Consider the following 21991-nt stretch of genomic DNA (forward strand, 5'->3'; position numbering starts at 1 on the left):
ACCGCATCTTTATTGTGGCGAGGGGGCTTGCCCCCGTTCGGCTGCGAAGCAGTCGTAAACCCGGGCAACGCGATCTTTCTGAATACCGCGGTGTCTGGTTTTGGGGCCGCTGCGCGACCCAACGGGGGCAAGCCCCCTCGCCACAGTTGTCGGTATTCCAAGCCTGATATCTGCACTAACAAAAACGCCGCGATCATCTCGCGGCGTTTTTGTGTCTGCTGCTTCCTACCCCAGGTTCTTGCCGAGCAGCGCGTGATACAGCTCGCTGTCGCCGAGAATCCCGACAACCTTGTTGTTGTCATGCAGCACCAGTTTGTTGCCGGTCTGGTAACGAATCTGCAGCGCATCGCGCATGCCGATGTTGGAGTCCACCAGTGTTGGCCGACGCTGCAAACCTTCAACCGCTTGCCCTGGTATCCAGTTCTGCAGGTCCAGGCTCGAACCGTTCTGACGTGCACCTTTGATGGTGTTGCCTTCGGCCAGGTCCAGCCACGAATCGCCGCCTGGATCCAGGCACACCGAACCGTTGATGCGTTTGCAGTTGTCCAGGGTGCGCATCAGGCTGCGACCGCACAACACGTTCAGCGGATTGGTGTGGGCGACGAAGGTGCGCACGTAATCGTCCGCAGGGTTCAGAACGATCTCTTCCGGCTTGCTGTACTGGATGATCCGGCCATCTTTCATGATCGCGATACGGCTGCCCAGCTTCAGGGCTTCATCGAGGTCGTGACTCACGAACACGATGGTCTTGCTCAGTTTGCGTTGCAGCTCCAGCAGTTCGTCTTGCAGTCCCTGGCGGATCAGCGGGTCGAGGGCCGAGAACGGTTCGTCCATCAGCAGAATATCGGCGTCCATCGCCAGCGCGCGGGCCAGGCCGACACGCTGTTGCATACCACCGGAGAGCTCATCGGGTTTTTTGTTGCGCCACTGGGTCAGGCCGACCAGTTCGAGTTTTTCATCGACCAGTTTTTTCCGTTCCTTCTCCGGGCGCCCCTGCATTTCCAGGCCGAAGCTGATGTTTTCGCGCACCGTGAGCCAAGGCATCAGGGCGAACTTCTGGAACACCATCGCGATGCGCTTGGTGCGCATCATTTTCAGTTCCGCCGGGGTGCAGGAAGCGATGTCGATCTGCTTGCCTTCGTGCTCGACGAACAGCTTGCCACGGCTCACGGTGTTGAGACCGTTGATGCAGCGCAGCAGGCTGGACTTGCCCGAGCCGGACAGGCCCATCAGTACGCAGATTTCACCTTTTTCAATGTCCAGGCTGGCTTTTTCGACACCGACGATTTGCCCGGTCTTTTTCAGGATTTCGTTGCGGGTCATGCCCTGGTCGAGGAGTTTGAGGGCCTCGCGGGGATCCTTGGAGAAGATCACATCCACGTCTTCGAAGCGAATAATGCTCATGCGTCACCCCCTACTTTGGCTTCGGGTTGTTTGCAGATACGGTCGAGCATGATCGCCAGCAGTACGATCGCCAGGCCTGCTTCGAAGCCCAGTGCGATATCAGCAGTGTTCAGTGCGTTGACCACGGGTTTGCCCAGGCCGTCGGCGCCCACCAGTGCCGCGATCACCACCATCGACAACGACAGCATGATGCACTGGGTGATGCCGGCCGCGATGCTTGGCATGGCGTGGGGCAGTTCAATCCGTGAAAGCAGTTGACGGCGCGAGCAGCCGAAGGCTTTGCCAGCGTCCATCAATTCCTGCGGAACATCGCGAATACCCAGGTAGGTCAGGCGGATAGGCGCGGCAATCGCGAACACCACCGTCGAGATCAGACCCGGGACCACACCCAGACCGAAGAGGGTCAGGGTAGGAATGAGGTATACGAAGGTCGGCACGGTCTGCATCAGATCGAGCACCGGCCGCATCACTGTGTAGAACATCGGTTTGTGCGCGGCGACGATGCCCAACGGCACGCCGATCAGCACGCACACCAGGGTAGCGAACAACACCTGGGCGAGGGTTTCCATGGTTTCCTGCCAGTACCCCAGATTGAGGATCAGCAGAAAGGAGATGACGACAAAAGCGGTCAGGCCCCATTTGCGTTGGATGAAGTGCGCCAGTAGTGCGATGAGGCCGATCAATGCCAGCGGGTTGAACCAGGTCAGCGCAAAAGTCACGCCGTGGATCATCGTTTCCAGGGACACGGCGATGGCGTCGAAGGTATTGGCGCCGTGTTGCGTCAACCATTCAACGAAGCCCGCGATGTACTGGCCTAAAGGTATTTTCTGATCAATCAGCATGGTAGTGAACGTCCGCATGCAAGGAAATAAACAGCCCGGGCGGGCGAGCCCGCCCGGCGTAAGCGATTTTACTGTGCGAGCTTGGCTTTCACGGCCTCCAGGCCAGGTTTACCGTCAATGGTGGTCACGCCAGCCAGCCAGGTATCGAGTACCTGTGGATTCTTTTTCAGCCAGGCCTTGGCGGCCGCGTCAGGCTTCATTTTGTCGTCCAGGACGTTGCCCATCAGCGTGCTTTCCATGTCGAGGGTGAACACCAGGTTTTTCAGCAACTGACCCACGTTGCTGCATTCCTGTACGTAGCCCTTGCGGGTGTTTGTGTAGATGGTCGCCTGGCCGAAGTTCGGGCCGAAGAATTCGTCGCCGCCGGTCAGGTACTTCATCTTGAATCGTGTGTTCATCGGGTGTGGCTCCCAGCCCAGGAACACCACGGCAGTGTTGCGGCGCTGGGCGCGATCGACTTGCGAGAGCATGCCTGCCTCGCTGGACTCGACCACCTTGAAGCCGGCGTCTTTCAAGCCGAAGGCGTTCTTGTCGATCATGCTCTGGATCAGGCGGTTGCCGTCGTTACCCGGTTCGATGCCATAGATCTTGCCGTCGAGTTCTTTCTTGAACTTGGCGATGTCGGCGAAATCTTTCAGACCTTTGTTATACAACTCTTCGGGGACGGCGAGTGTGTATTTTGCGTTTTCCAGATTAGCGCGCACGGTTTCCACGGTGCCGGCATCGCGGTAGGCCTTGATGTCGTTTTCCATGGTCGGCATCCAGTTACCGAGGAACACGTCCATGTTCTTGCCATCGGCCAGGGACTTGTAGGTCACCGGCACGGAAATCATCGTGGTCTTGGTCTTGTAGCCCAGGGCATCGAGAACGACGCTGGTGGTGGCGGTGGTGACGGTAATGTCCGTCCAGCCGACATCGGAGAAGTTTACGGTGCCGCATTGGGCCGGTTCTGCGGCTTGAGCCAGGAACGGCAGACTCAGCATGGCGGCCAACAACAACGACGGGGAACCTTTCATAGGGGCGACTCCTTGGTGTTTTTTTTGGCAGTGTTCCGACTGTGGACCACCGCACTTATCTGTTGCGGTTGGATGGCGTTTTGGAGACAGCTTTACCACGGCGCCTTGCAATCGAGTCGATACGATCATGTACCAGTGAAAATCTGACGCCTACAGGGTGCGTCGTAACCAGTACAGGGATGGTCGCATCCAGTGTCGGTGACGTCGTTTACAGCTTTTTTCAGCCCGATTTGTCCCTCTGAACCGCAAAAAAACGGCGAAAACACTGCGTAAGCGGCCTGCGGCGCTAGCGGGCATGAGTGCGTCGGTGTGAGACGTTGAACGACATGACAAAAGCCTGATGATGCGGCCATCTCGGCGGATTGCAGCTTCAGCGTAGCAGCTCCGTCACTGGGCGCTTTTGCGCCTGGAGCAGGCACATCCAGGAGTTCAGCAGTAATGGCTATCAGCGTTTTCGACTTGTTCAAAATCGGCATCGGCCCTTCCAGTTCGCACACCGTGGGGCCTATGCGCGCCGCGGCGCTGTTCGTGCAAGGTTTGCGCGAGCAGGGGCTTCTGGAGCAGGTGTGTCGCGTCGAAGTCCAGCTGTATGGGTCGCTCTCGGCCACCGGCATCGGTCACGGCAGCGACAACGCGGTGATCATGGGGTTGATGGGCGAGTGGCCGGACGCGATCGATCCGTCGCAAATCGGCATCCGCATCGAGGCCCTGCGTGAAACCAACACGCTACTGCTCGACGGTCGCTTGTCGGTCCCGTTCATCTGGGCCCGGGACATGCGCCTGATCGACGAGAACCTGCCGTTCCATCCCAACGCCATGACCCTGGTTGCCGAAGGCGATCACGGCGAGCTGCATCGCGACACCTACTATTCCATCGGCGGCGGTTTTGTCGTCGATGAAGCACAGGCTTCCAGCGGCGTGGTGGATCTGGATCGCACCGTGCTGCCTTACGACTTCTCCAGTGCCGTCGAATTGCTCAGTCTGTGCAAGAAGCACAACCTGCGCGTGGCCGAATTGATGATGGCTAACGAGAAGGTCTGGCGCAGCGAAGAAGAAATTCGCGCCGGCCTGATGAAACTCTGGCGCGCGATGCAAGATTGCGTAGAACAAGGCCTCAAGCACGAAGGCATCCTGCCCGGTGGCCTGAACGTGCGTCGTCGCGCGGCCAAATTGCACCGCAGCCTGCAAGAACTGAACAAGCCCAACGTGATCGGCTCGACCCTGAGCGCCATGGAGTGGGTGAACCTGTTCGCCTTGGCGGTCAACGAAGAAAACGCTGCCGGCGGGCGCATGGTTACGGCACCGACCAACGGCGCGGCGGGGATCATTCCGGCGGTACTGCACTACTTCATGAAGTTCAGCGAGGCGGTGACCGACGCCAATGTGGTTGATTACTTCCTCAGTGCCGCGGCGGTAGGGATTCTGTGCAAGAAGAACGCCTCGATCTCCGGTGCTGAAGTCGGTTGCCAGGGTGAAGTCGGTTCGGCCTGCGCCATGGCGGCGGCCGGGTTGGCGGAGATTCTCGGGGCCACGCCGGAGCAGCTGTGTAACGCGGCGGAAATCGGCCTGGAACACAACCTCGGCCTGACCTGCGATCCCGTGGGCGGACTGGTGCAAGTGCCGTGCATCGAGCGCAATGCGATTGCCGCGGTGAAAGCGATTAACGCGGCGCAGATGGCTCTGCGGGGCGACGGTCAGCACTTTATCTCGCTGGACCGGGTGATCCGCACCATGCGTGATACCGGTGCCGACATGCACGACAAATATAAAGAGACATCGCGGGGTGGGTTGGCGGTTAGCGCGGTTGAGTGTTGAGACCGGGTTGACCCCATCGCGGGCAAGCCCGCTCCCACAAGGATTTGTGGTGCGTATTAGTTCTTCATCACACAACAAATCCTGTGGGAGCGGGCTTGCCCGCGATAGCGACAGATCAGTCAAAACTGCGCACCAAGTGAACACCCGCACCAAAATGCGCCACGTTTTGGCGCGTCGCTTACAGATAAGCCATTTCAACCAGATCCAGGATCCAAACCAGCCCTGACCGTCCGTCACCTGTGCTTGCGGTGACACTCTCTCCAGGCCCGCCGCAGCCCCGTTCCCACAAGTGCTACCGATTTGCTCACACGCAACGGGGTAGCGGGTTTGCGGCCTCTAATGGCACTTATGACCTCTTATCTCTGCGCGCCATATCTAGACGCATCGCGACGTCGTTTTCAGGAGTTATTGAACGTGTATTCAATTTTAGGCATGGCATTTGCTCTGTCATTACAAAGCCCGTCTCCCACGCGAGAACGATGGCAATAAAAAGAGCCTCCGCCTGAGGCCATCACCCGCTTTGTGTGAGGAGATACCGCGATGACGACGTTCAACTCCGGGGCCCAACCCCAGAACCGTGCGCCTCAATCCATCGGCTTTTTGCTGCTGGACAATTTCACGCTTATTTCTCTGGCCTCCGCAGTAGAACCTCTGCGCATGGCCAACCAATTGTCCGGCCGCGAGCTGTATCGCTGGACCACACTCACCGTCGATGGCGGTCAGGTCTGGGCCAGTGACGGTCTGCAGATCACTCCCGACGCCTCCATGCACAAAGCGCCTCCCCTGGACACCATCATCGTCTGCGGCGGTATTGGCATTCAGCGCACCGTGACCCGCGAGCACGTGTCGTGGCTGCAAAGCCAGGCGCGTCAGTCCCGTCGCCTCGGCGCAGTCTGCACCGGCAGCTGGGCCCTGGCGTGCGCCGGTCTGCTGGACGGTTTCGATTGCAGCGTGCACTGGGAATGCCTGGCGTCGATGCAGGAAGCTTTCCCGCGGGTGGCCATGAGCACCCGGCTGTTCACCCTCGACCGTAACCGTTTCACCAGCTCCGGCGGCACCGCGCCGCTGGACATGATGCTGCACCTGATCAGCCGCGATCACGGTCGTGAACTGTCGGCCGCGATTTCGGAGATGTTCGTCTACGAGCGCATCCGCAACGAGCAGGATCACCAGCGCGTGCCGCTCAAGCACATGCTCGGCACCAACCAGCCGAAACTGCAGGAAATCGTGGCGCTGATGGAAGCCAACCTCGAAGAGCCGATCGACCTCGACGAACTGGCGGTGTACGTCGCTGTTTCGCGTCGTCAGCTGGAGCGGCTGTTCCAGAAATACCTGCACTGCTCGCCGTCGCGTTACTACCTGAAACTGCGCCTGATCCGTGCTCGGCAATTGCTCAAGCAAACGCCGATGTCGATCATCGAAGTGGCGTCGGTATGTGGTTTCGTGTCTACGCCACACTTCTCCAAGTGCTACCGCGAATACTTCGGCATTCCGCCACGCGACGAGCGCGTGGGTTCCAACACCACACAGCAAGTGGCGATGATGCCGCTGCCGCAAGCCTTGGTGCTGTCGCCATTGTCCGGGCCGCTGTCGGCGTTGAGTCAGGCGCGCAACGAATCGACGTTTGCCAGCGTAAGGCTCTAAACCGAGGCGCCTTCATCGCGGGCAAGCCCGCTCCCACAGATTCTGTGTCGATGCGTTAATTGTGTATACGACGCAAATCACTGTGGGAGCGGGCTTGCCCGCGATTGGGTCTATCAGGCGCTACGGCTTTGCTGATACTCCGCCAACGCGGGCAGCAATTGCTTGTCGATCGCCTGGCGCACGGCTGGCAGGATGGTCGCGCTGCTGGTGTACATCTGCTTGACCATGGTCCGCAGCGTCATCGCCCGCTCATCGTTCAAGCCTCGCACCGCACACTCGCAAGCCTGTTCGGCTGTAGAGCCGCTCGGCACTTGAAAACCCAACGATTTCAGCTGGCCCAACAGGTCTTCCTGGTCAATCAAATCGGCGTGCATCATGACGCAATCCTTCTTCAGGGAACGGTGTCGTGGCTCGATTCTGGTAGGGGCTGTGGATGGCGGCAAGGACGATTTGTCGCAATGGCCGCAATACCTATGAACAGGTCGCTTTCGGCTAACTTGCCAATGATGGGAGTGGGCACACTGGACTCAGCTGGCTTCACGAAGGTTTGGTCACCCTCGCGCAACAGCTCCTCAACAGTACCCTCCTCAGCTCCGATCTTGTCACGGCTTGATCGGGGTTTTTTTTGCCTGTGAATCCAGAAGTTTAATGTTGCCTGTGCAGACGCCATCGCGGGCAAGCCACGCTCCCACAGGTTTGGCGCCGTTCGCCAAATCTACGGTAACCCCGTTTCTGTGGGAGCGTGGCTTGCCCACGATGAACGATGACGCGGTCTAGCGTTGCAACACCAAAATGCGCGACAGCAATTCATCCCGGTCGACATAGCAACCCTGGAAATGCCGCGCACCGGTGGCGGGGTCGAAGGCGTTGCGGGCGTGGAGGGTGCGGCGGTTGTCGAAGCACCACAGCTCGCCGGGATTGAGCCTTTGCATCAGCCTGAACCGCCCCTCGCGGGTCATCGCAATGAAGCGTCGGTAAGCGCGATACAGCCTGGGCATTTGCTCGACCGAAGCATCGAACGGTCCACGCAGAAAATTCGCCATGCGGATTTCCGACACCTGCCCGAAAGAGTCCAGGGCGATGATCGGCGCCAGACAACGGTAGTCGCTATGACGGTCCTTGTTGCGGAACTCCACGGGGATTTCACACAAGGCTTGAAACGCCTCTGGATCTTCCTGACGCAAAGCTTGGGCGATGGCAAAACCGTCGACGAAAATACTCTCGCCGCCGTCGGCGTCATTCACCAGGCAATGCAGAAATTGCAGCCCCGGTTGCAACTCCCGGGTCGGCAAATCGCTGTGCAGTGGCAGGTTGAAGGCGGTGTAGGCATTGCTGTCGGCATCGGCCTTGGATTGCACGTTGAACAGCACGCCGAAATTGCTCTCGCGGATGAACGAAATCCGCTGGGCGATCAGCTTCAGCGAGCCTGGCTCGGTGGGTACTCCGCGCACTTGAGTCAGGCCGATATCGCGCACGGCCAGCAGCCATTGCAACAAGGCGTCGTTGTTCTCCATCAGGGCCTGGTATTCGAACACTGGCAGCTGCAAATCGCTGTGCCAAAGCCTGGCTTTCGGTTTTCCGGCCTGGCGTTCGGCGCGGGATTCATCGTCATAGGCATGGGCCCGCAGCCAGCCCGGATCGAAGCGGCTGAGGTGGCCATCCTGCCAATCGACGCACAGGCAGCCTTCGGCATCGACCGTGGCGTTTTCAGGCATCAGGTGCTCTGCGACATCGACGATTTCCAGCACTTGCTCGCGGGTCACCGTGTAGACGCACTGCGGGCACGGGCAGTTGTCCCGTAGCCATTGATGATGAAAAGGGCTGATCCGATCGTCCGCCCATGTCACTTGAATGCGGTCCGCCAGGGTATGCACGGCGGTCAACGCGCTGATCAACGGGTAGGTGCGGAAGTCGGCAAAAGCTGCGGCGGTGTTCATGGCGAGCTCCTTGTTATTTTTCGGGCGGTAAAGCGATCACTCGGCCGATCCAGGCGGGGGCGGGCAGGTCGGCTTGCTCGGTCACAATGGCCTGCAGCTTGCTCAAGGTTTCTTCGCTGAACGGTGCGGATCGCGGTCCCGCGAGGTCGACGTGCAGCAGCATTTGTTCATTGCCCGCCAGCTCCTTGTCACCACCTACCAGATGCAGGCTGTGGTAGAGGTGCAGGCGCTTGCGGTCATGGCCGATGATCCGGGTGTGCACTTCGACCTCGGCATCGAGCTTCACTTCATGCAGGTAATTGAGGTGCAGTTCGAGGGTGAACAACGAGTTGCCGCTGGCTTCGCGGTTGTTGCTGTCCATGCCCAGCCGATCCATCAGCGCGTCGGTGGCGTAGCTGAAAATCAGCAGATAGAAGGCATCGCGCAAGTGGCCGTTGTAGTCGACCCAATCGGGGATGATTCTGGTTTGGTAGGTGGTGAGGGTGGGCATGATGAGTGATCCAAAATGTGTGGTGACCGGGCTGGCGCTATCGCGGGCAAGCCCGCTCCCACAGTAATTTGAGGTGTATATGCAATCTATGCCACTCAGTAGATCCCTGTGGGAGCGGGCTTGCCCGCGATGGGGCCAGACCTGCTGGCCCCTATATTTGGGTTATTCGCTAAACGCCATCCCATGCTTTTCTTTGGTGGTTTTCACCGCCTCCAGCACCGCCAACAAACAATCATCACGATAGCGCTCCAGCGCCGAGATGCTGTGCTTGCCCAGTTGCTCGCTGGTGCCATCCACCACGTCATCGATCAATTTGTCGGTCAGCTCCGGTGCCGGCAGATACGTCCAGGGCAGCTGCAACGCCGGCCCGAATTGCGCCATGAAGTGCCGCATGCCAGCGTCGCCGCCCGCCAGGGTGTAAGTCAGGAAGGTGCCCATGAATGACCAGCGCAGGCCCGCGCCAAATCGAATCGCATCATCAATTTCGCCAGTGGTTGCCACACCGTCGTTGACCAGATGCAACGCCTCACGCCACAACGCTTCGAGCAAACGGTCGGCGATAAACCCCGGCACTTCCTTGCGCACATGCAGCGGGCGCATACCCAAGGATTCATAGATTTTCATTGCCGCTTGCACCGCTTCCGGCGCCGTGTTCTTGCCGCCGACCACTTCCACCAATGGCAGCAGGTAAACCGGGTTGAACGGATGCCCGACCACGCAGCGTTCCGGGTGCGTCGAGCTCTCGTAGAACTCGCTCGGCAACAGCCCCGAGGTGCTGGAACCGATCAAGGCATTGGGCTTGGCTGCCGCGCTGATTTTGCTGTGCAGTTCCAGTTTCAGGTCCAGTCGTTCTGGGGCGCTTTCCTGAATGAAATCCGCATCACGAACGCATTCTTCGATGGTGGCGACAAAGCGCAGACGATCCTGAGACGCGCCGGGCGCCAGACCTTGTTTTTCCAGTGCACCCCAGGCATTGGCGACGCGTTTGCGCAGCGCCGCTTCGGCACCGGGCGCCGGGTCCCAGGCCACCACGTCGAGGCCGTGGGCGAGGGCACGAGATACCCAGCCGCTGCCGATGACACCGCTGCCCAGCGCGGCGAAGGTTTTGATATCAGTGATAAAGCTCATGGCGACGTCCTAAAAGAATTCGATGATCCCTGTGGGAGCTGGCTTGCCTGCGATGACGTCAGTACTTCCAATGCATCTTCTGCGGCTGGTATACCGTCATCGCGGGCAAGCCCGCTCCCACAGGGTTAGGTGTAGGTTCTGGTCAGCCGCGCTGGGTCAGGCCCATTTTCTTGCGGCCTTCAGCCGGAGTCAGAACGCGGGCGCCGAGGCGGCTGAGGATTTCCGAGGCGCGTTCGACCAGTTGGCCGTTGGTCGCCAAAACGCCCTTGTCCAGCCATAGGTTGTCTTCCAAACCGACCCGCACGTTGCCGCCGAGCAGCACCGCTTGCGCCGCCATTGGCATTTGCATGCGACCGATGCCGAACCCGGCCCAGACCGCATCGGCCGGCAGGTTGTCGACCATGGCTTTCATGGTGGTGGTGTCGGCCGGCGCGCCCCACGGGATGCCCAGGCACAACTGGAACAACGGGTTGTCCAGCAAGCCTTCCTTGATCATCTGCTTGGCGAACCACAGGTGGCCGGTGTCGAAGATTTCCAGCTCGGCCTTCACGCCCAGCTCTTGAATGCGTTTGGCGCCAGCACGCAGTTGCGCCGGGGTGGACACGTAAATGGTGTCGCCGTCGCCGAAGTTCAGGGTGCCGCAATCCAGGGTGCAGATTTCCGGCAGCAGTTCTTCGACGTGGGCCAGACGGGTCAGCGGGCCGACCAGGTCGGTGTTCGGGCCGAACTCCATCGGGTTCTCGCCCGCGCCGATTTCCAGGTCGCCGCCCATACCGGCCGTGAGGTTGACGATGATGTCGACGTCCGCCTCGCGGATGCGCTCCATCACTTCGCGGTACAGCGCCACGTCACGGCTGAACTTGCCGGTTTGCGGGTCGCGAACGTGGCAGTGGACCACGGTGGCGCCAGCCTTGGCGGCTTCCACGGCGGCCGCGGCGATTTGTTTCGGGGTGACCGGCACGTGTGGGCTTCTGGCGGTCGTGTCGCCAGCACCGGTGAGTGCGCAGGTGATGATGACGTCGTGGTTCATGAGGCAATTCCTTACAGGCGTGATTTTAGGTGTGGCTTCGGACGTGACGATTCCGTTCGCAGCCCGCATCGGGCTGCGAATCGGTGGTTCATTTCAGGTTTATTTACTGGTCAGTTTCAGGTTTTCAGCCGCCGGTTTGCCATCGAAGGTGGTCACGCCTTCGAGCCAGCGTTGCTTGTCTTGCGGGTGATCCTTGAGCCATTGCTTGGCTGATTCGAAGGCGTCTTTGTGATCGAGCAGCGGCTGCATCATCCGGCTCTCGTCTTCGGCGGTGTAGGTCAGGTTGCTTAGCAAACGACCAATGTTCGGGCATTGTTCGGCGTATTTCGGCGCGGTGACCGTCCAGACGGTGGCCATGCCTTCGTTCGGGCCGAGGGCGTCTTCGCTGCCGGTGAGGTAGGTCATCTGCACGTTGACGTTCATCGGGTGCGGGGCCCAGCCGAAGAACACCACGGCTTCCTTGCGCCGCACGGCGCGATCCACCGCGGCCAGCATGCCGGCTTCGCTGGACTCGACCAGCTGGAACTTGCCCAGGCCAAACTGGTTCTTGGCGATCATCGCCTTGATCTGGGTGTTGGCGCCCGAGCCAGGCTCGATGCCGTAAATCTTGCCGCCCAGTTCTTTTTCGAATTTGGCGATGTCGGCGAAGGTTTTCAGGCCTTTGTCGGCGAGATAAGTCGGCACGGCGAGGGTGGCGCGAGCATCCTTGAGGCTCGGCGCTTCAAGCACTTTGACCTGATTGGCCTCGACAAACGGCGTAATGGTCTGCGTCATCAGCGGGTTCCAGTAACCGAGGAACAAGTCCAGGCGCTGGTCGCGAATCCCGGCGAAGATGATTTGCTGGGAGGCGCTGGTCTGTTTGGTGTTGTAGCCGAGGCCGTCGAGCAATACTTGGGTCATGGCGCTGGTGGCGATCACGTCGGTCCAGTTCACTACGCCCATGCGCACGTTCTGGCACGACGCGGGTTCGGCCGCCATGACGCTGGCGCTCAAGAAAGCGGTACCGCTGAGTGCAAGAACACAGCTGCTGATCAGTCGTTTCATGTCGGGTTCCTCGGCAGGTCGTTATTGTGGGTTCCGGTGTCTGATGCGCCGGTGATGTCCAAGTTACGCAGCAAAGTCCTTGTGAAAGCGCACTGCGGCGACCAGCTCTTGCACTGCGGCGACCTGCGCACTTGAATGCCTCTTGCAAGTGGCGTATCAACGTCCACACGCTTCCCGCCCTCTCGTTACCTGCCAGTCGAGTGCGCTCCATGTCCCAGGATTTCTACTTCTTGTTGATGCCGGGTTTTTCGGCGATCGGTTTTATCTCGGCGATCGAGCCGCTGCGGGTCGCCAATCGCTTTCGCGGCGAGTTGTACCGTTGGCATGTGTTGAGCGCCGATGGCGGGGCGGTGTTGGCCAGTAACGGCATGTCGGTCAACGCCGATGCGGCGCTGGAACCCCTGAAGAAAGGCGCGACCTTGCTGGTGGTCGCCGGTTTCGAACCGCTGAAGTTCACCACTCCGGCACTGGAGCACTGGTTGCGTCGTCTGGACAACGAAGGTGTGACCCTCGGCGCCATCGACACCGGCAGCTTCATCCTCGCCGAAGCCGGCCTGCTCGATGGCCATCGCCTGACCCTGCACTGGGAAGCCATCGACGCCTTCAAAGAGTCCTATCCACAGCTGAGTGTCACCCAGGAGCTGTTCGAGATCGACCGCCGACGTATCACCTCTGCCGGCGGCACGGCTTCCATCGACCTGATGCTCGACCTCATCGGCCAGGCCCACGGCCCGGAACTGGCGATTCAGGTCAGCGAACAGTTCGTACTCGGGCGCATCCGCCCGCGCAAAGACCACCAGCGCATGGAAGTTGCCACGCGGTATGGCATCAGCAACAAGAAACTGGTGCAGGTGATCGGGGAGATGGAACAGCACAGCGAACCGCCGCTCAGTACCCTGGAGCTGGCGGAATCGATCAAAGTGACCCGGCGTCAGCTGGAACGCCTGTTTCGCCTGCATCTGAACGACACACCGAGCAATTTCTATCTGCGGTTAAGGCTGGAGAAGGCGCGTCAGTTGCTGCGTCAGACGAACATGAGTGTGCTGGAAGTGAGCATCGCGTGCGGGTTTGAGTCGCCGTCGTATTTCACCCGCAGTTATCGGGCGAGGTTTGAGCGCTGCCCGCGTGAAGACCGACGTACGGCTAAAGCGTAATTCTGACGACACCCGAGAAACCTGTGGGAGCGGGCTTGCCCGCGATGAGGCCGGCACATTCAATGTTGATGTTGACTGACACGCCGCCATCGCGGGCAAGCCCGCTCCCACAATGATCTGTGTTGATGAGAGAAAACGTTACTTCTTCATCAGCGCTGAACACGCCGCTTTGTAAGCCTCATGCTGATATTTGTTCAGCGTCTCCGGCAGTGCAAAATCGAACTTCTTGTTTTGCGCATTGATCGTCTGCGGCGACAGCAGCGTCACCTCGCAATTTTCCAGCAGCTGGAAAATCCCCTCGATCTTGAACGTAGTCGGCCCACCGGCGAACTCGCCTTTCTTGCTGCGCTTCTTGATCGCGATCCGGTCGATGGAATTCTCACGAACAAACGACGCCACCTGAGCGGCGAAGACTTTGACGTTGGCGGCTTCGTCGTCCTCGTCGAGGGCAATTTTCTTGGTGTTCAGTTCGACATGGCTCAGGGCCAGGCCGTCGAGGGAGGCCACGGCGATGATTGCTTCGCTGCCTTTGATTTCGATGCCGCAGATTTTCATTTCGATCCCTTTTCCTGATGCTGGCGTTCAGCTTACAGCTCTAGTTGGTTGGCGGTGATGCCAAAAGCGGCGGCAATTTTTTCACGGGTTGCCTTGCGGGGCTTGGCGACCGTTTCTTGCTGGGCGAAAGCCGGTTGGGAAATGCCCATGCGCTTGGCAACTTCATCCTGCGTAAGGTTCAGGTGTTCGCGCCAGGCGCGAATGGGGAGTGCTCCATCGACGATGCGGCTCACTACTTCGTGGGGGATCAAATAATTCTCCATTCTTATGTTTTTACTCCTGCCCAATCGACTCCAAAAACTCCGACCGCTCGTCACTCATGCGCGCCACGCAATCGTTCTGCGCAATGGTGAACGCCTTGCTACCGCTCGTCGCCGGGAACGCTTCCACCGCGCAATCGGCATCCCGGGTTTTCAGCCATTGCTGTTGCGCGGTCTTGATTTTGGCGGTGATGTCGGTCAGTTGCGCCTTGTTGTTGCCGTAAAGCGTTTGCATGCGCTCGGTCAGGCTTTGGTAGTTGTCGCTCAGCAGCTGTTCGGCGGTGGTTCTGCTGTAGGCCGAGCATTCCAAAGTCTGGATTTCGTTTTCGACGGCGTCGCAGGGGTTGTCGTCGGCCTCTTCAGCTGCTTGTACGCCAGTCGCTATCAGTGCCAAAGCCAGGAAAATCGATTTCATTGCGCCGCCGCCCCTTAAATCCGGTAATGCATCCAGTAAAACATCCAGTGATGCGGCGAATTCTGGCCCAAGCGGGCGGCGTTGGATAGGTAGGCAATGATGCCTGTTGACGACCCTTTGTCGCGGATTGACGCTTTCGGCAAACCCCCTGTCGTTTTTGCACCCGGCTGCCCCTGCACCGAGGCATATGCTGGCCCCAAAGCGCCGGCACACGATTCGGCGCATGAATCGCTAATAGGGGACAGCCTGATGAGCCCAGCCGAATTGCACGCCGACAGCATCGTTATCGACGGGCTGATTATTGCCAAGTGGAACCGCGAGCTGTTTGAAGACATGCGCAAGGGCGGTCTGACTGCGGCCAACTGCACCGTGTCGGTGTGGGAGGGCTTCCAGGCCACTGTCAACAACATTGCCGCCAGCCAGAAGCTGATCCGCGAGAACAGCGACCTGGTGATTCCGGTGCGCACCACCGCCGATATCCGCAAGGCCAAGGAGCAGGGCAAGACCGGCATCCTCTTTGGCTTCCAGAATGCTCACGCGTTTGAAGACCAGATCGGCTACGTCGAGGTCTTCAAGCAGCTGGGCGTCGGTATCGTGCAGATGTGCTACAACACCCAAAACCTGGTCGGTACCGGTTGCTACGAGCGCGATGGCGGCCTGTCGGGTTTCGGTCGTGAAATCGTTGCCGAGATGAACCGCGTCGGCGTCATGTGCGACCTGTCCCACGTCGGCTCGAAGACCTCCGAAGAGGTCATTCTCGAATCGAAGAAGCCGGTCTGCTACTCCCACTGCCTGCCGTCGGGCCTGAAAGTGCACCCGCGCAACAAATCCGACGAAGAGCTGAAGTTCATCGCTGATCACGGCGGATTCGTCGGTGTGACCATGTTCGCGCCGTTCCTGGCCAAGGGCATCGATTCGACCATCGACGACTACGCCGAAGCCATCGAATACACCATGAACATCGTCGGCGAAGACGCCATCGGCATCGGCACCGACTTCACCCAGGGCCATGGCCAGGACTTCTTCGAATACCTGACCCATGACAAGGGCTACGCCCGCCGTCTGACCAGCTTCGGCAAGATCATCAACCCGCTGGGCATCCGCACCGTGGGCGAGTTCCCGAACCTGACCGAGACCCTGCTCAAACGCGGCCATTCCGAGCGCGTGGTGCGCAAGATCATGGGCGAGAACTGGGTGAACGTCCTCAAAGACGTTTGGGGCGAGTAAGCCACCGCATTTCTGAATCCTTTCCCCCGACCGTCCGTGTCGGGGGCAACACCAAAATTTTTCTGGAGTTAAGTTTCCATGGCCAAGATCGCCCCGCAATTGCCAATCGAAGTCGACAGCGAAACCGGTATCTGGACCTCAGACGCCCTGCCGATGCTGTACGTGCCGCGCCATTTCTTCGTCAACAACCACATGGGCATCGAGGAAGTACTGGGCGCCGACGCCTACGCCGAAATCCTCTACAAGGCCGGCTACAAGTCCGCCTGGCACTGGTGTGAAAAAGAAGCTGAATGCCATGGCCTGGAAGGCGTTGCGGTGTTCGAGCACTACATGAAGCGACTGTCGCAACGCGGCTGGGGCCTGTTCAAGATTCAGGACATCGACCTCGACAAAGGCACCGCCAGCGTCAAGCTCGAACACTCCGCATTTGTCTATGTGTACGGCAAGGTCGGGCGCAAGGTCGACTACATGTTCACTGGCTGGTTCGCTGGCGCCATGGACCAGATCCTGGCTGCTCGCGGCAGCAAGATCCGCACTGTCGCCGAACAAGTCTACGGTGGCTCCGAAGAAGGCCACGACGACGGTTTGTTCACCGTCAAGCCGTTGTAAGTCGAGGACCCCGCCATGGCTTTCGAAGCAATGTTCCAGCCGATCCAGATCGGCAAACTGACCATCCGCAACCGCGTGCTCAGCACCGCGCACGCCGAGGTCTACGCCACCGACGGCGGCATGACCACCGACCGGTACGTCAAGTATTACGAAGAGAAAGCCAAGGGCGGGATCGGCCTGGCGATTTGCGGCGGTTCTTCCAGTGTGGCCATCGACAGCCCGCAAGGCTGGTGGAAGTCGGTCAACCTGGCCGATGACCGGATCATTCCGCACTTCCAGAACCTGGCCGATGCCATGCACAAGCATGGCGCCAAGATCATGATCCAGATTACCCACATGGGGCGTCGTTCCCGCTGGGACGGCGAGCATTGGCCAACGCTGCTGTCGCCGTCGGGCATCCGTGAGCCGGTGCACCGCGCGACCTGCAAAACCATCGAGCCGGAAGAAATCTGGCGGGTGATCGGCAACTACGCCAGCGCCGCGGCGCGTGCCAAGGCCGGTGGCCTGGACGGCGTCGAACTGTCCGCCGTGCACCAGCACATGATCGACCAGTTCTGGAGCCCGCGAGTCAACAAACGTATCGATGAATGGGGCGGCAGCTTCGAAAATCGCATGCGTTTCGGCCTGGAAGTGATCAAGGCTGTGCGCAAGGAAGTCGGTCCGGACTTCTGCGTCGGCATCCGCCTGTGCGGTGACGAATTCCACCCGGATGGCTTGTCCCACGAGGACATGAAACAGATCGCCAAGTACTACGACGACACCGGCATGATCGACTTCATCGGTGTCGTGGGCTCGGGTTGCGACACCCACAACACCTTGGCCAACGTTATTCCGAACATGAGTTATCCACCGGAGCCATTCCTGCACTTGGCGGCCGGAATCAAAGAAGTGGTGAAGGCCCCGGTGCTGCACGCGCAGAACATCAAGGACCCGAACCAGGCGACCCGTATTCTGGAAGGCGGTTACGTCGACATGGTCGGCATGACCCGCGCCCACATAGCCGACCCGCACCTGATCGCCAAGATCAAGATGGGCCAGGTCGACCAGATCAAGCAATGCGTCGGCGCCAACTACTGCATCGACCGTCAGTACCAGGGCCTGGATGTCTTGTGCATCCAGAACGCCGCGACTTCCCGTGAATACATGGGCGTGCCGCACATCATCGAGAAATCGACCGGTGTGAAGCGCAAAGTCGTGGTGGTCGGTGCCGGTCCTGCCGGTATGGAAGCGGCGCGCGTATCGGCTGAACGTGGCCACGACGTGACCCTGTTCGAGAAGAAAGAATTCATCGGCGGGCAGATCACCACGGCTTCGAAAGCCCCGCAACGGGACCAGATTGCCGGTATCACCCGTTGGTTCCAGCTGGAGCTGGCGCGTTTGAAAGTCGACCTGCGCCTGGGCGTAGCGGCGGATGCGGCAACCATTCTCGACCTGCGTCCGGACGTGGTGGTGCTCGCCGTTGGCGGTCATCCATTCCTGGAGCAGAACGAGCATTGGGGCGCGGCTGAAGGCCTGGTGGTCAGCAGTTGGGACATCCTCGACGGCAAAGTCGCGCCGGGCAAAAACGTGCTGGTCTACGACACCATCTGCGAGTTCACCGGGATGTCGACCGCCGACTTCCTTGCCGACAAGGGCAGCCAGGTCGAGATCGTCACAGACGACATCAAACCGGGCGTGGCCATTGGCGGCACGTCGTTCCCGACGTACTACCGCAGCATGTACCCGAAAGAAGTGATCATGACCGGCGACATGATGCTGGAGAAGGTCTACCGCGAAGGCGACAAGCTGGTAGCGGTGCTGGAAAACGAGTACACCGGCGCCAAGGAGGAGCGGGTGGTGGACCAGGTGGTCGTCGAGAACGGCGTGCGTCCGGACGAAGAAATCTACTACGCGCTGAAGGAAGGCTCGCGCAACAAAGGCCAGATGGACATCGAAGCTTTGTTCGCGATCAAGCCGCAACCTTCGCTGAGCCAACCAGGCGACGGCTACTTGCTGTTCCGCATTGGCGACTGTGTGGCCCAGCGCAACACCCACGCGGCGATCTATGACGCGTTGCGGTTGTGCAAAGACTTCTAACGGCTTGCACATGACCCTGTGGGAGCGGGCTTGCCCGCGATAGCGGTGGATCAGTCAATGCAGATGTGACTGACAAAATGCAATCGCGGGCAAGCCCGCTCCCACAGGAACCGAGTAAGGCATCTCGACCTGCAAGACCCCGAGGTCTTTGGGAGCTCCACCATGTTGAACACCCTTCTTCCAATCCTGTTGTTCGCTGCCCTGGGCCTGGCTGTCCTGGGCGCGTTGCGGCGGGTGGCTATGTGGCGCCGAGGCCGGGCTTCGAAAGTCGACCTGATCGGCGGCCTGTTCGCCATGCCCAAGCGCTACATGGTCGACTTGCACCATGTCGTCGCGCGGGACAAATACATCGCCAACACCCACGTCGCCACGGCCGGTGGTGCGGTGGCGTCCATTGTGCTGGCGATTCTGGTTCATGGTTTTGGCCTGCATAACCGCATCCTCGGTTATGCACTGCTGCTGATGTCGGCGGTGATGTTTGTCGGCGCGATCTTTATGTTCCTGCGCCGTCGCAACCCACCGGCCCGCTTGTCCAAAGGCCCGTGGATGCGCTTGCCGAAAAGCCTGATGGCGTTCTCGGCATCGTTCTTCCTGCTGACCCTGCCGGTTGCCGGCATCCTTCCGGAAAACTTCGGTGGTTGGGTGGTGGCTGCGATCCTCGGCGTCGGCGTGCTCTGGGGCGTGTCGGAACTGTTCTTCGGCATGACCTGGGGCGGGCCGATGAAGCACGCCTTCGCCGGTGCCCTGCACCTGGCCTGGCACCGTCGCTCCGAGCGTTTTGGTGGCGGTCGCTCCACCGGTTTGAAGCCGCTGGACCTGAATGACCCGAACGCGCCACTGGGCGTGGAAAAACCCAAGGATTTCACCTGGAACCAACTGCTCGGCTTCGACGCCTGCGTGCAGTGCGGTAAATGTGAAGCTGCGTGCCCGGCGTTCGCCGCCGGCCAGCCGCTGAACCCGAAAAAACTGATTCAAGACATGGTGGTCGGCCTGGCTGGCGGTACTGACGCCAAATTCGCTGGCAGCCCGTATCCAGGCAAAGCCATCGGCGAGCACGGTGGCAATCCGCATCAACCGATCGTCAACGGTCTGGTGGACGCTGAAACCCTGTGGTCCTGCACCACTTGCCGTGCCTGCGTCGAGGAATGCCCGATGATGATCGAGCACGTTGACGCCATCGTCGACATGCGCCGCCATCTGACCCTGGAAAAAGGCGCGACCCCGAACAAGGGCGCCGAAGTTCTGGAAAACCTGATCGCCACCGACAACCCTGGAGGCTTCGCGCCGGGCGGGCGGATGAACTGGGCGGCGGATTTGAACCTGAACCTGCTCAGCGAGAAGAAATCCACCGACGTGCTCTTCTGGGTCGGCGACGGTGCCTTCGACATGCGCAACCAGCGCACCCTGCGCGCCTTCGTCAAAGTGCTGAAAGCGGCCAAGGTCGACTTCGCGGTGCTGGGTCTTGAAGAACGCGACAGCGGTGATGTGGCGCGACGCTTGGGCGATGAAGCAACCTTCCAGCTGTTGGCCAAACGCAACATCCAGACCCTGGCCAAGTACAGCTTCAACCGCATCGTCACCTGCGATCCGCACAGTTTCCACGTACTGAAAAACGAGTACGGCGCCTTCGACGGCAACTACCTCGTGCAGCACCACAGCACGTACATGGCGGAAATCATTGGCGAAGGCGCCCTGAACCTCGGCCAGCACAAAGGCAGCAGCGTGACCTACCACGACCCGTGCTACCTCGGCCGCTACAACGGCGAATACGAGGCACCGCGTGAAGTGCTGCGTGCCTTGGGTATCGAGATCAAGGAAATGCAACGCTCCGGTTTCCGCTCGCGCTGCTGCGGCGGTGGCGGCGGTGCGCCGATCACCGACATTCCGGGCAAGCAACGGATCCCCGACATGCGCATGGAAGACATCCGCGAAACCGGTGCCGAACTGGTGGCCGTGGGTTGTCCACAGTGCACCGCGATGCTCGAAGGCGTGGTCGAACCGCGTCCGATGATCAAGGACATCGCCGAACTGGTGGCTGATGCGTTGCTCGAAGACGCAACGCCGGGAAAGCCATCGGCGCCGGCCAAACGTGAACCTGCGGAGGTGCATTAATGAGCGACATTATCCGCCGCGACCCACGCGCCGAATGGATCGCCCGCAACCGCTTGCACCCGCTGCATGCGGCCATGCAACCGGCGCAACACAGCTGGATGGGGCCTAACGGTCTCATCCGCAAGAATCCTCACGGGATCGGTTTTATCGGCCCCAACGGCATCAAACGGATCGACCGCAGCGGCGCTCAGCAGGGCGGGGCGACCAAACGCTCAGCCGCGGTTGAAGTGCAATTGCCGCTGCATCAAGTGGCTGCACCTGTGTTCTACATCAGCGTGGTGCCGGACATGGTCGGCGGCCGCTTGAGCAGTCACGACCGCGACTTGCTCGGCCTGGCTCATCAATTGGCCGGCAAGGACGGCGCGGTACTGGCCGTGGTCTTCGGTGAGCACAAGGAAAACGCCTTTGCCACGGCTGGCGTTGACCGCTTGCTGGTGCTTGAGGGCGACGAGTTCAGTGGTTATGCACCGGAACAACGGGTCCAGGGTCTGCGGGCTGTGGATAACCAGTTCAGCCCGCGTCACTGGTTGCTGCCGGACAGCCGCAGCGGTGGCGGCGAACTGGGTCGGCGCTTTGCTGCCGCACTGGGCGAGCGCCCGGCCACGCGGGTCTGGCAGGTCAAGGATCAGGAATGCATCGGCCGTGCCGGTGCTGGCCTGCAGGACCTTGCGCGGCCGGTGGCCCGCTTGATTCTGGCGGCTGCCGAATGCGCCGAACCGGTCAGCGAAACCCGTCACGAAGCGTTGCCGGTGGAGTTATCCACAACGGTCGCCCGCAGCCTGTCGCGGATCGAAGATCTGGGCGCTGTGGCGGTGGACCCGGCGGCGATTCCGATGGCCGAAGCCGAATTCATCTTCTCCGGCGGCAACGGGGTCAAGGACTGGGGACTTTTCCACAGGACGGCCGAAGCGTTGGGCGCGACCGAAGGTGCGTCGCGGGTGGCGGTGGACGATGGTTTCATGGCGCGCGACCGGCAGGTCGGCGCGTCCGGCACCTGGGTAACCGCGCGGGTTTACGTGGCGGTGGGGATTTCCGGGGCGATCCAGCACCTGCAAGGCATCGGTGCCTGCGACAAGGTGGTGGCGATCAACCTCGATCCGGGTTGCGACATGATCAAACGGGCCGACCTGTCGGTGATCGGCGAGAGCGCCGAGATTCTTCAAGCCTTGATCGATGCGGTAGCGGCTTACCGCAACGACGCCAAGCGCGATGCGGCTTAAGGGAAGGAAAGGG

Annotated in this window: 19 protein-coding genes and 1 pseudogene; 8 read left to right on the forward strand and 12 right to left on the reverse strand. The window is 60.2% G+C overall.

The window, feature by feature from the left end; all coding sequences use genetic code 11:
* Positions 1-225: 225 nt before the first annotated feature.
* From choV to PSH88_RS02430, 3 genes are all read right to left on the reverse strand, one after another.
* Positions 226-1404, reverse strand: a complete 1179-nt coding sequence (choV, locus tag PSH88_RS02420; protein WP_305424777.1) for a choline ABC transporter ATP-binding protein — start codon at positions 1402-1404, stop codon at positions 226-228.
* Positions 1401-2246, reverse strand: coding sequence for a choline ABC transporter permease subunit (gene choW / locus PSH88_RS02425; RefSeq protein WP_305424778.1), 846 nt, complete (start codon positions 2244-2246; stop codon positions 1401-1403). Before choW ends, choV begins: the two co-directional genes overlap by 4 nt.
* A 68-nt stretch (positions 2247-2314) precedes the next feature.
* Complete coding sequence (locus PSH88_RS02430) at positions 2315-3262, reverse strand: choline ABC transporter substrate-binding protein (protein ID WP_305424779.1); 948 nt, start codon at positions 3260-3262, stop codon at positions 2315-2317.
* Between the two features lie 438 nt (positions 3263-3700).
* Between PSH88_RS02430 and PSH88_RS02435 the strand changes: the two genes are divergently transcribed.
* Positions 3701-5077, forward strand: coding sequence for an L-serine ammonia-lyase (locus tag PSH88_RS02435; RefSeq protein ID WP_305424780.1), 1377 nt, complete (start codon positions 3701-3703; stop codon positions 5075-5077).
* Between the two features lie 540 nt (positions 5078-5617).
* Entirely contained in the window at positions 5618-6721 is a 1104-nt protein-coding gene (gene gbdR, locus PSH88_RS02440; protein ID WP_007907526.1) for a choline metabolism transcriptional regulator GbdR, read from the forward strand.
* A 113-nt stretch (positions 6722-6834) separates the two neighbouring features.
* Here gbdR and PSH88_RS02445 read toward each other — a convergent pair whose 3' ends face one another.
* From PSH88_RS02445 to PSH88_RS02470, 6 genes are all read right to left on the reverse strand, one after another.
* Positions 6835-7098 (reverse strand): hypothetical protein, encoded by a 264-nt coding sequence (locus tag PSH88_RS02445; protein ID WP_007937979.1) that lies wholly within the window; start codon positions 7096-7098, stop codon positions 6835-6837.
* A gap of 396 nt (positions 7099-7494) precedes the next feature.
* Positions 7495-8658, reverse strand: coding sequence for a gamma-butyrobetaine dioxygenase (locus PSH88_RS02450; protein WP_305424782.1), 1164 nt, complete (start codon positions 8656-8658; stop codon positions 7495-7497).
* 13 nt (positions 8659-8671) lie between these two features.
* On the reverse strand, positions 8672-9148 hold the full coding sequence (locus PSH88_RS02455) for a thioesterase family protein (RefSeq protein ID WP_305424784.1): 477 nt from the start codon (positions 9146-9148) through the stop codon (positions 8672-8674).
* A gap of 162 nt (positions 9149-9310) precedes the next feature.
* The gene (locus PSH88_RS02460) at positions 9311-10276 is read right to left on the reverse strand and encodes an L-carnitine dehydrogenase (RefSeq protein WP_305424785.1); all 966 of its coding nucleotides are present in this window, start codon (positions 10274-10276) and stop codon (positions 9311-9313) included.
* Positions 10277-10418: 142 nt separating this feature from the next.
* The gene (gene cdhC, locus PSH88_RS02465; RefSeq protein WP_305424786.1) at positions 10419-11306 is read right to left on the reverse strand and encodes a 3-dehydrocarnitine:acetyl-CoA trimethylamine transferase CdhC; all 888 of its coding nucleotides are present in this window, start codon (positions 11304-11306) and stop codon (positions 10419-10421) included.
* Between the two features lie 99 nt (positions 11307-11405).
* Positions 11406-12350, reverse strand: coding sequence for a choline ABC transporter substrate-binding protein (locus PSH88_RS02470; RefSeq protein WP_305424787.1), 945 nt, complete (start codon positions 12348-12350; stop codon positions 11406-11408).
* Between the two features lie 209 nt (positions 12351-12559).
* Between PSH88_RS02470 and PSH88_RS02475 the strand changes: the two genes are divergently transcribed.
* Positions 12560-13504, forward strand: coding sequence for a GlxA family transcriptional regulator (locus tag PSH88_RS02475; protein WP_305424788.1), 945 nt, complete (start codon positions 12560-12562; stop codon positions 13502-13504).
* Positions 13505-13642: 138 nt separating this feature from the next.
* On the opposite strand, the gene PSH88_RS02480 is transcribed toward PSH88_RS02475, so the two are convergent.
* The 3 genes and pseudogenes from PSH88_RS02480 to PSH88_RS02490 form a co-directional block, all read right to left on the reverse strand.
* Positions 13643-14059 (reverse strand): DUF3010 family protein, encoded by a 417-nt coding sequence (locus PSH88_RS02480; RefSeq protein WP_305424789.1) that lies wholly within the window; start codon positions 14057-14059, stop codon positions 13643-13645.
* A gap of 32 nt (positions 14060-14091) precedes the next feature.
* Positions 14092-14325, reverse strand: a pseudogene (locus PSH88_RS02485) (helix-turn-helix domain-containing protein); the annotation flags it as partial.
* 7 nt (positions 14326-14332) lie between these two features.
* Entirely contained in the window at positions 14333-14734 is a 402-nt protein-coding gene (locus PSH88_RS02490; RefSeq protein WP_305424790.1) for a lysozyme inhibitor LprI family protein, read from the reverse strand.
* A gap of 249 nt (positions 14735-14983) precedes the next feature.
* On the opposite strand from PSH88_RS02490, the gene PSH88_RS02495 reads away from it, so the two are divergent.
* From PSH88_RS02495 to etfA, 5 genes are all read left to right on the forward strand, one after another.
* Entirely contained in the window at positions 14984-15961 is a 978-nt protein-coding gene (locus tag PSH88_RS02495) for a dipeptidase (protein ID WP_007907542.1), read from the forward strand.
* Positions 15962-16039: 78 nt separating this feature from the next.
* On the forward strand, positions 16040-16570 hold the full coding sequence (locus tag PSH88_RS02500) for a DUF5943 domain-containing protein (protein WP_052967365.1): 531 nt from the start codon (positions 16040-16042) through the stop codon (positions 16568-16570).
* Between the two features lie 15 nt (positions 16571-16585).
* Positions 16586-18646, forward strand: a complete 2061-nt coding sequence (gene dgcA / locus PSH88_RS02505) for a dimethylglycine demethylation protein DgcA (protein WP_305424792.1) — start codon at positions 16586-16588, stop codon at positions 18644-18646.
* Positions 18647-18808: 162 nt separating this feature from the next.
* Positions 18809-20758 (forward strand): dimethylglycine demethylation protein DgcB, encoded by a 1950-nt coding sequence (gene dgcB, locus PSH88_RS02510; protein WP_305424793.1) that lies wholly within the window; start codon positions 18809-18811, stop codon positions 20756-20758.
* Positions 20758-21978 (forward strand): electron transfer flavoprotein subunit alpha, encoded by a 1221-nt coding sequence (etfA, locus tag PSH88_RS02515; protein ID WP_305424794.1) that lies wholly within the window; start codon positions 20758-20760, stop codon positions 21976-21978. Before dgcB ends, etfA begins: the two co-directional genes overlap by 1 nt.
* Positions 21979-21991 lie beyond the last annotated feature (13 nt).

This window comes from Pseudomonas wuhanensis (assembly GCF_030687395.1).
Lineage (GTDB): Bacteria > Pseudomonadota > Gammaproteobacteria > Pseudomonadales > Pseudomonadaceae > Aquipseudomonas > Aquipseudomonas wuhanensis.

Excerpts from the sequence above, each read along its gene's own strand:
- choV (WP_305424777.1), bottom strand. The coding sequence starts at position 1,404 with ATGAGCATTATTCGCTTCGAAGACGTGGATGTGATCTTCTCCAAGGAT.
- choW (WP_305424778.1), bottom strand. The coding sequence starts at position 2,246 with ATGCTGATTGATCAGAAAATACCTTTAGGCCAGTACATCGCGGGCTTC.
- PSH88_RS02430 (WP_305424779.1), bottom strand. The coding sequence starts at position 3,262 with ATGAAAGGTTCCCCGTCGTTGTTGTTGGCCGCCATGCTGAGTCTGCCG.
- PSH88_RS02435 (WP_305424780.1), top strand. The coding sequence starts at position 3,701 with ATGGCTATCAGCGTTTTCGACTTGTTCAAAATCGGCATCGGCCCTTCC.
- gbdR (WP_007907526.1), top strand. The coding sequence starts at position 5,618 with ATGACGACGTTCAACTCCGGGGCCCAACCCCAGAACCGTGCGCCTCAA.
- PSH88_RS02445 (WP_007937979.1), bottom strand. The coding sequence starts at position 7,098 with ATGATGCACGCCGATTTGATTGACCAGGAAGACCTGTTGGGCCAGCTG.
- PSH88_RS02450 (WP_305424782.1), bottom strand. The coding sequence starts at position 8,658 with ATGAACACCGCCGCAGCTTTTGCCGACTTCCGCACCTACCCGTTGATC.
- PSH88_RS02455 (WP_305424784.1), bottom strand. The coding sequence starts at position 9,148 with ATGCCCACCCTCACCACCTACCAAACCAGAATCATCCCCGATTGGGTC.
- PSH88_RS02460 (WP_305424785.1), bottom strand. The coding sequence starts at position 10,276 with ATGAGCTTTATCACTGATATCAAAACCTTCGCCGCGCTGGGCAGCGGT.
- cdhC (WP_305424786.1), bottom strand. The coding sequence starts at position 11,306 with ATGAACCACGACGTCATCATCACCTGCGCACTCACCGGTGCTGGCGAC.
- PSH88_RS02470 (WP_305424787.1), bottom strand. The coding sequence starts at position 12,350 with ATGAAACGACTGATCAGCAGCTGTGTTCTTGCACTCAGCGGTACCGCT.
- PSH88_RS02475 (WP_305424788.1), top strand. The coding sequence starts at position 12,560 with ATGTCCCAGGATTTCTACTTCTTGTTGATGCCGGGTTTTTCGGCGATC.
- PSH88_RS02480 (WP_305424789.1), bottom strand. The coding sequence starts at position 14,059 with ATGAAAATCTGCGGCATCGAAATCAAAGGCAGCGAAGCAATCATCGCC.
- PSH88_RS02490 (WP_305424790.1), bottom strand. The coding sequence starts at position 14,734 with ATGAAATCGATTTTCCTGGCTTTGGCACTGATAGCGACTGGCGTACAA.
- PSH88_RS02495 (WP_007907542.1), top strand. The coding sequence starts at position 14,984 with ATGAGCCCAGCCGAATTGCACGCCGACAGCATCGTTATCGACGGGCTG.
- PSH88_RS02500 (WP_052967365.1), top strand. The coding sequence starts at position 16,040 with ATGGCCAAGATCGCCCCGCAATTGCCAATCGAAGTCGACAGCGAAACC.
- dgcA (WP_305424792.1), top strand. The coding sequence starts at position 16,586 with ATGGCTTTCGAAGCAATGTTCCAGCCGATCCAGATCGGCAAACTGACC.
- dgcB (WP_305424793.1), top strand. The coding sequence starts at position 18,809 with ATGTTGAACACCCTTCTTCCAATCCTGTTGTTCGCTGCCCTGGGCCTG.
- etfA (WP_305424794.1), top strand. The coding sequence starts at position 20,758 with ATGAGCGACATTATCCGCCGCGACCCACGCGCCGAATGGATCGCCCGC.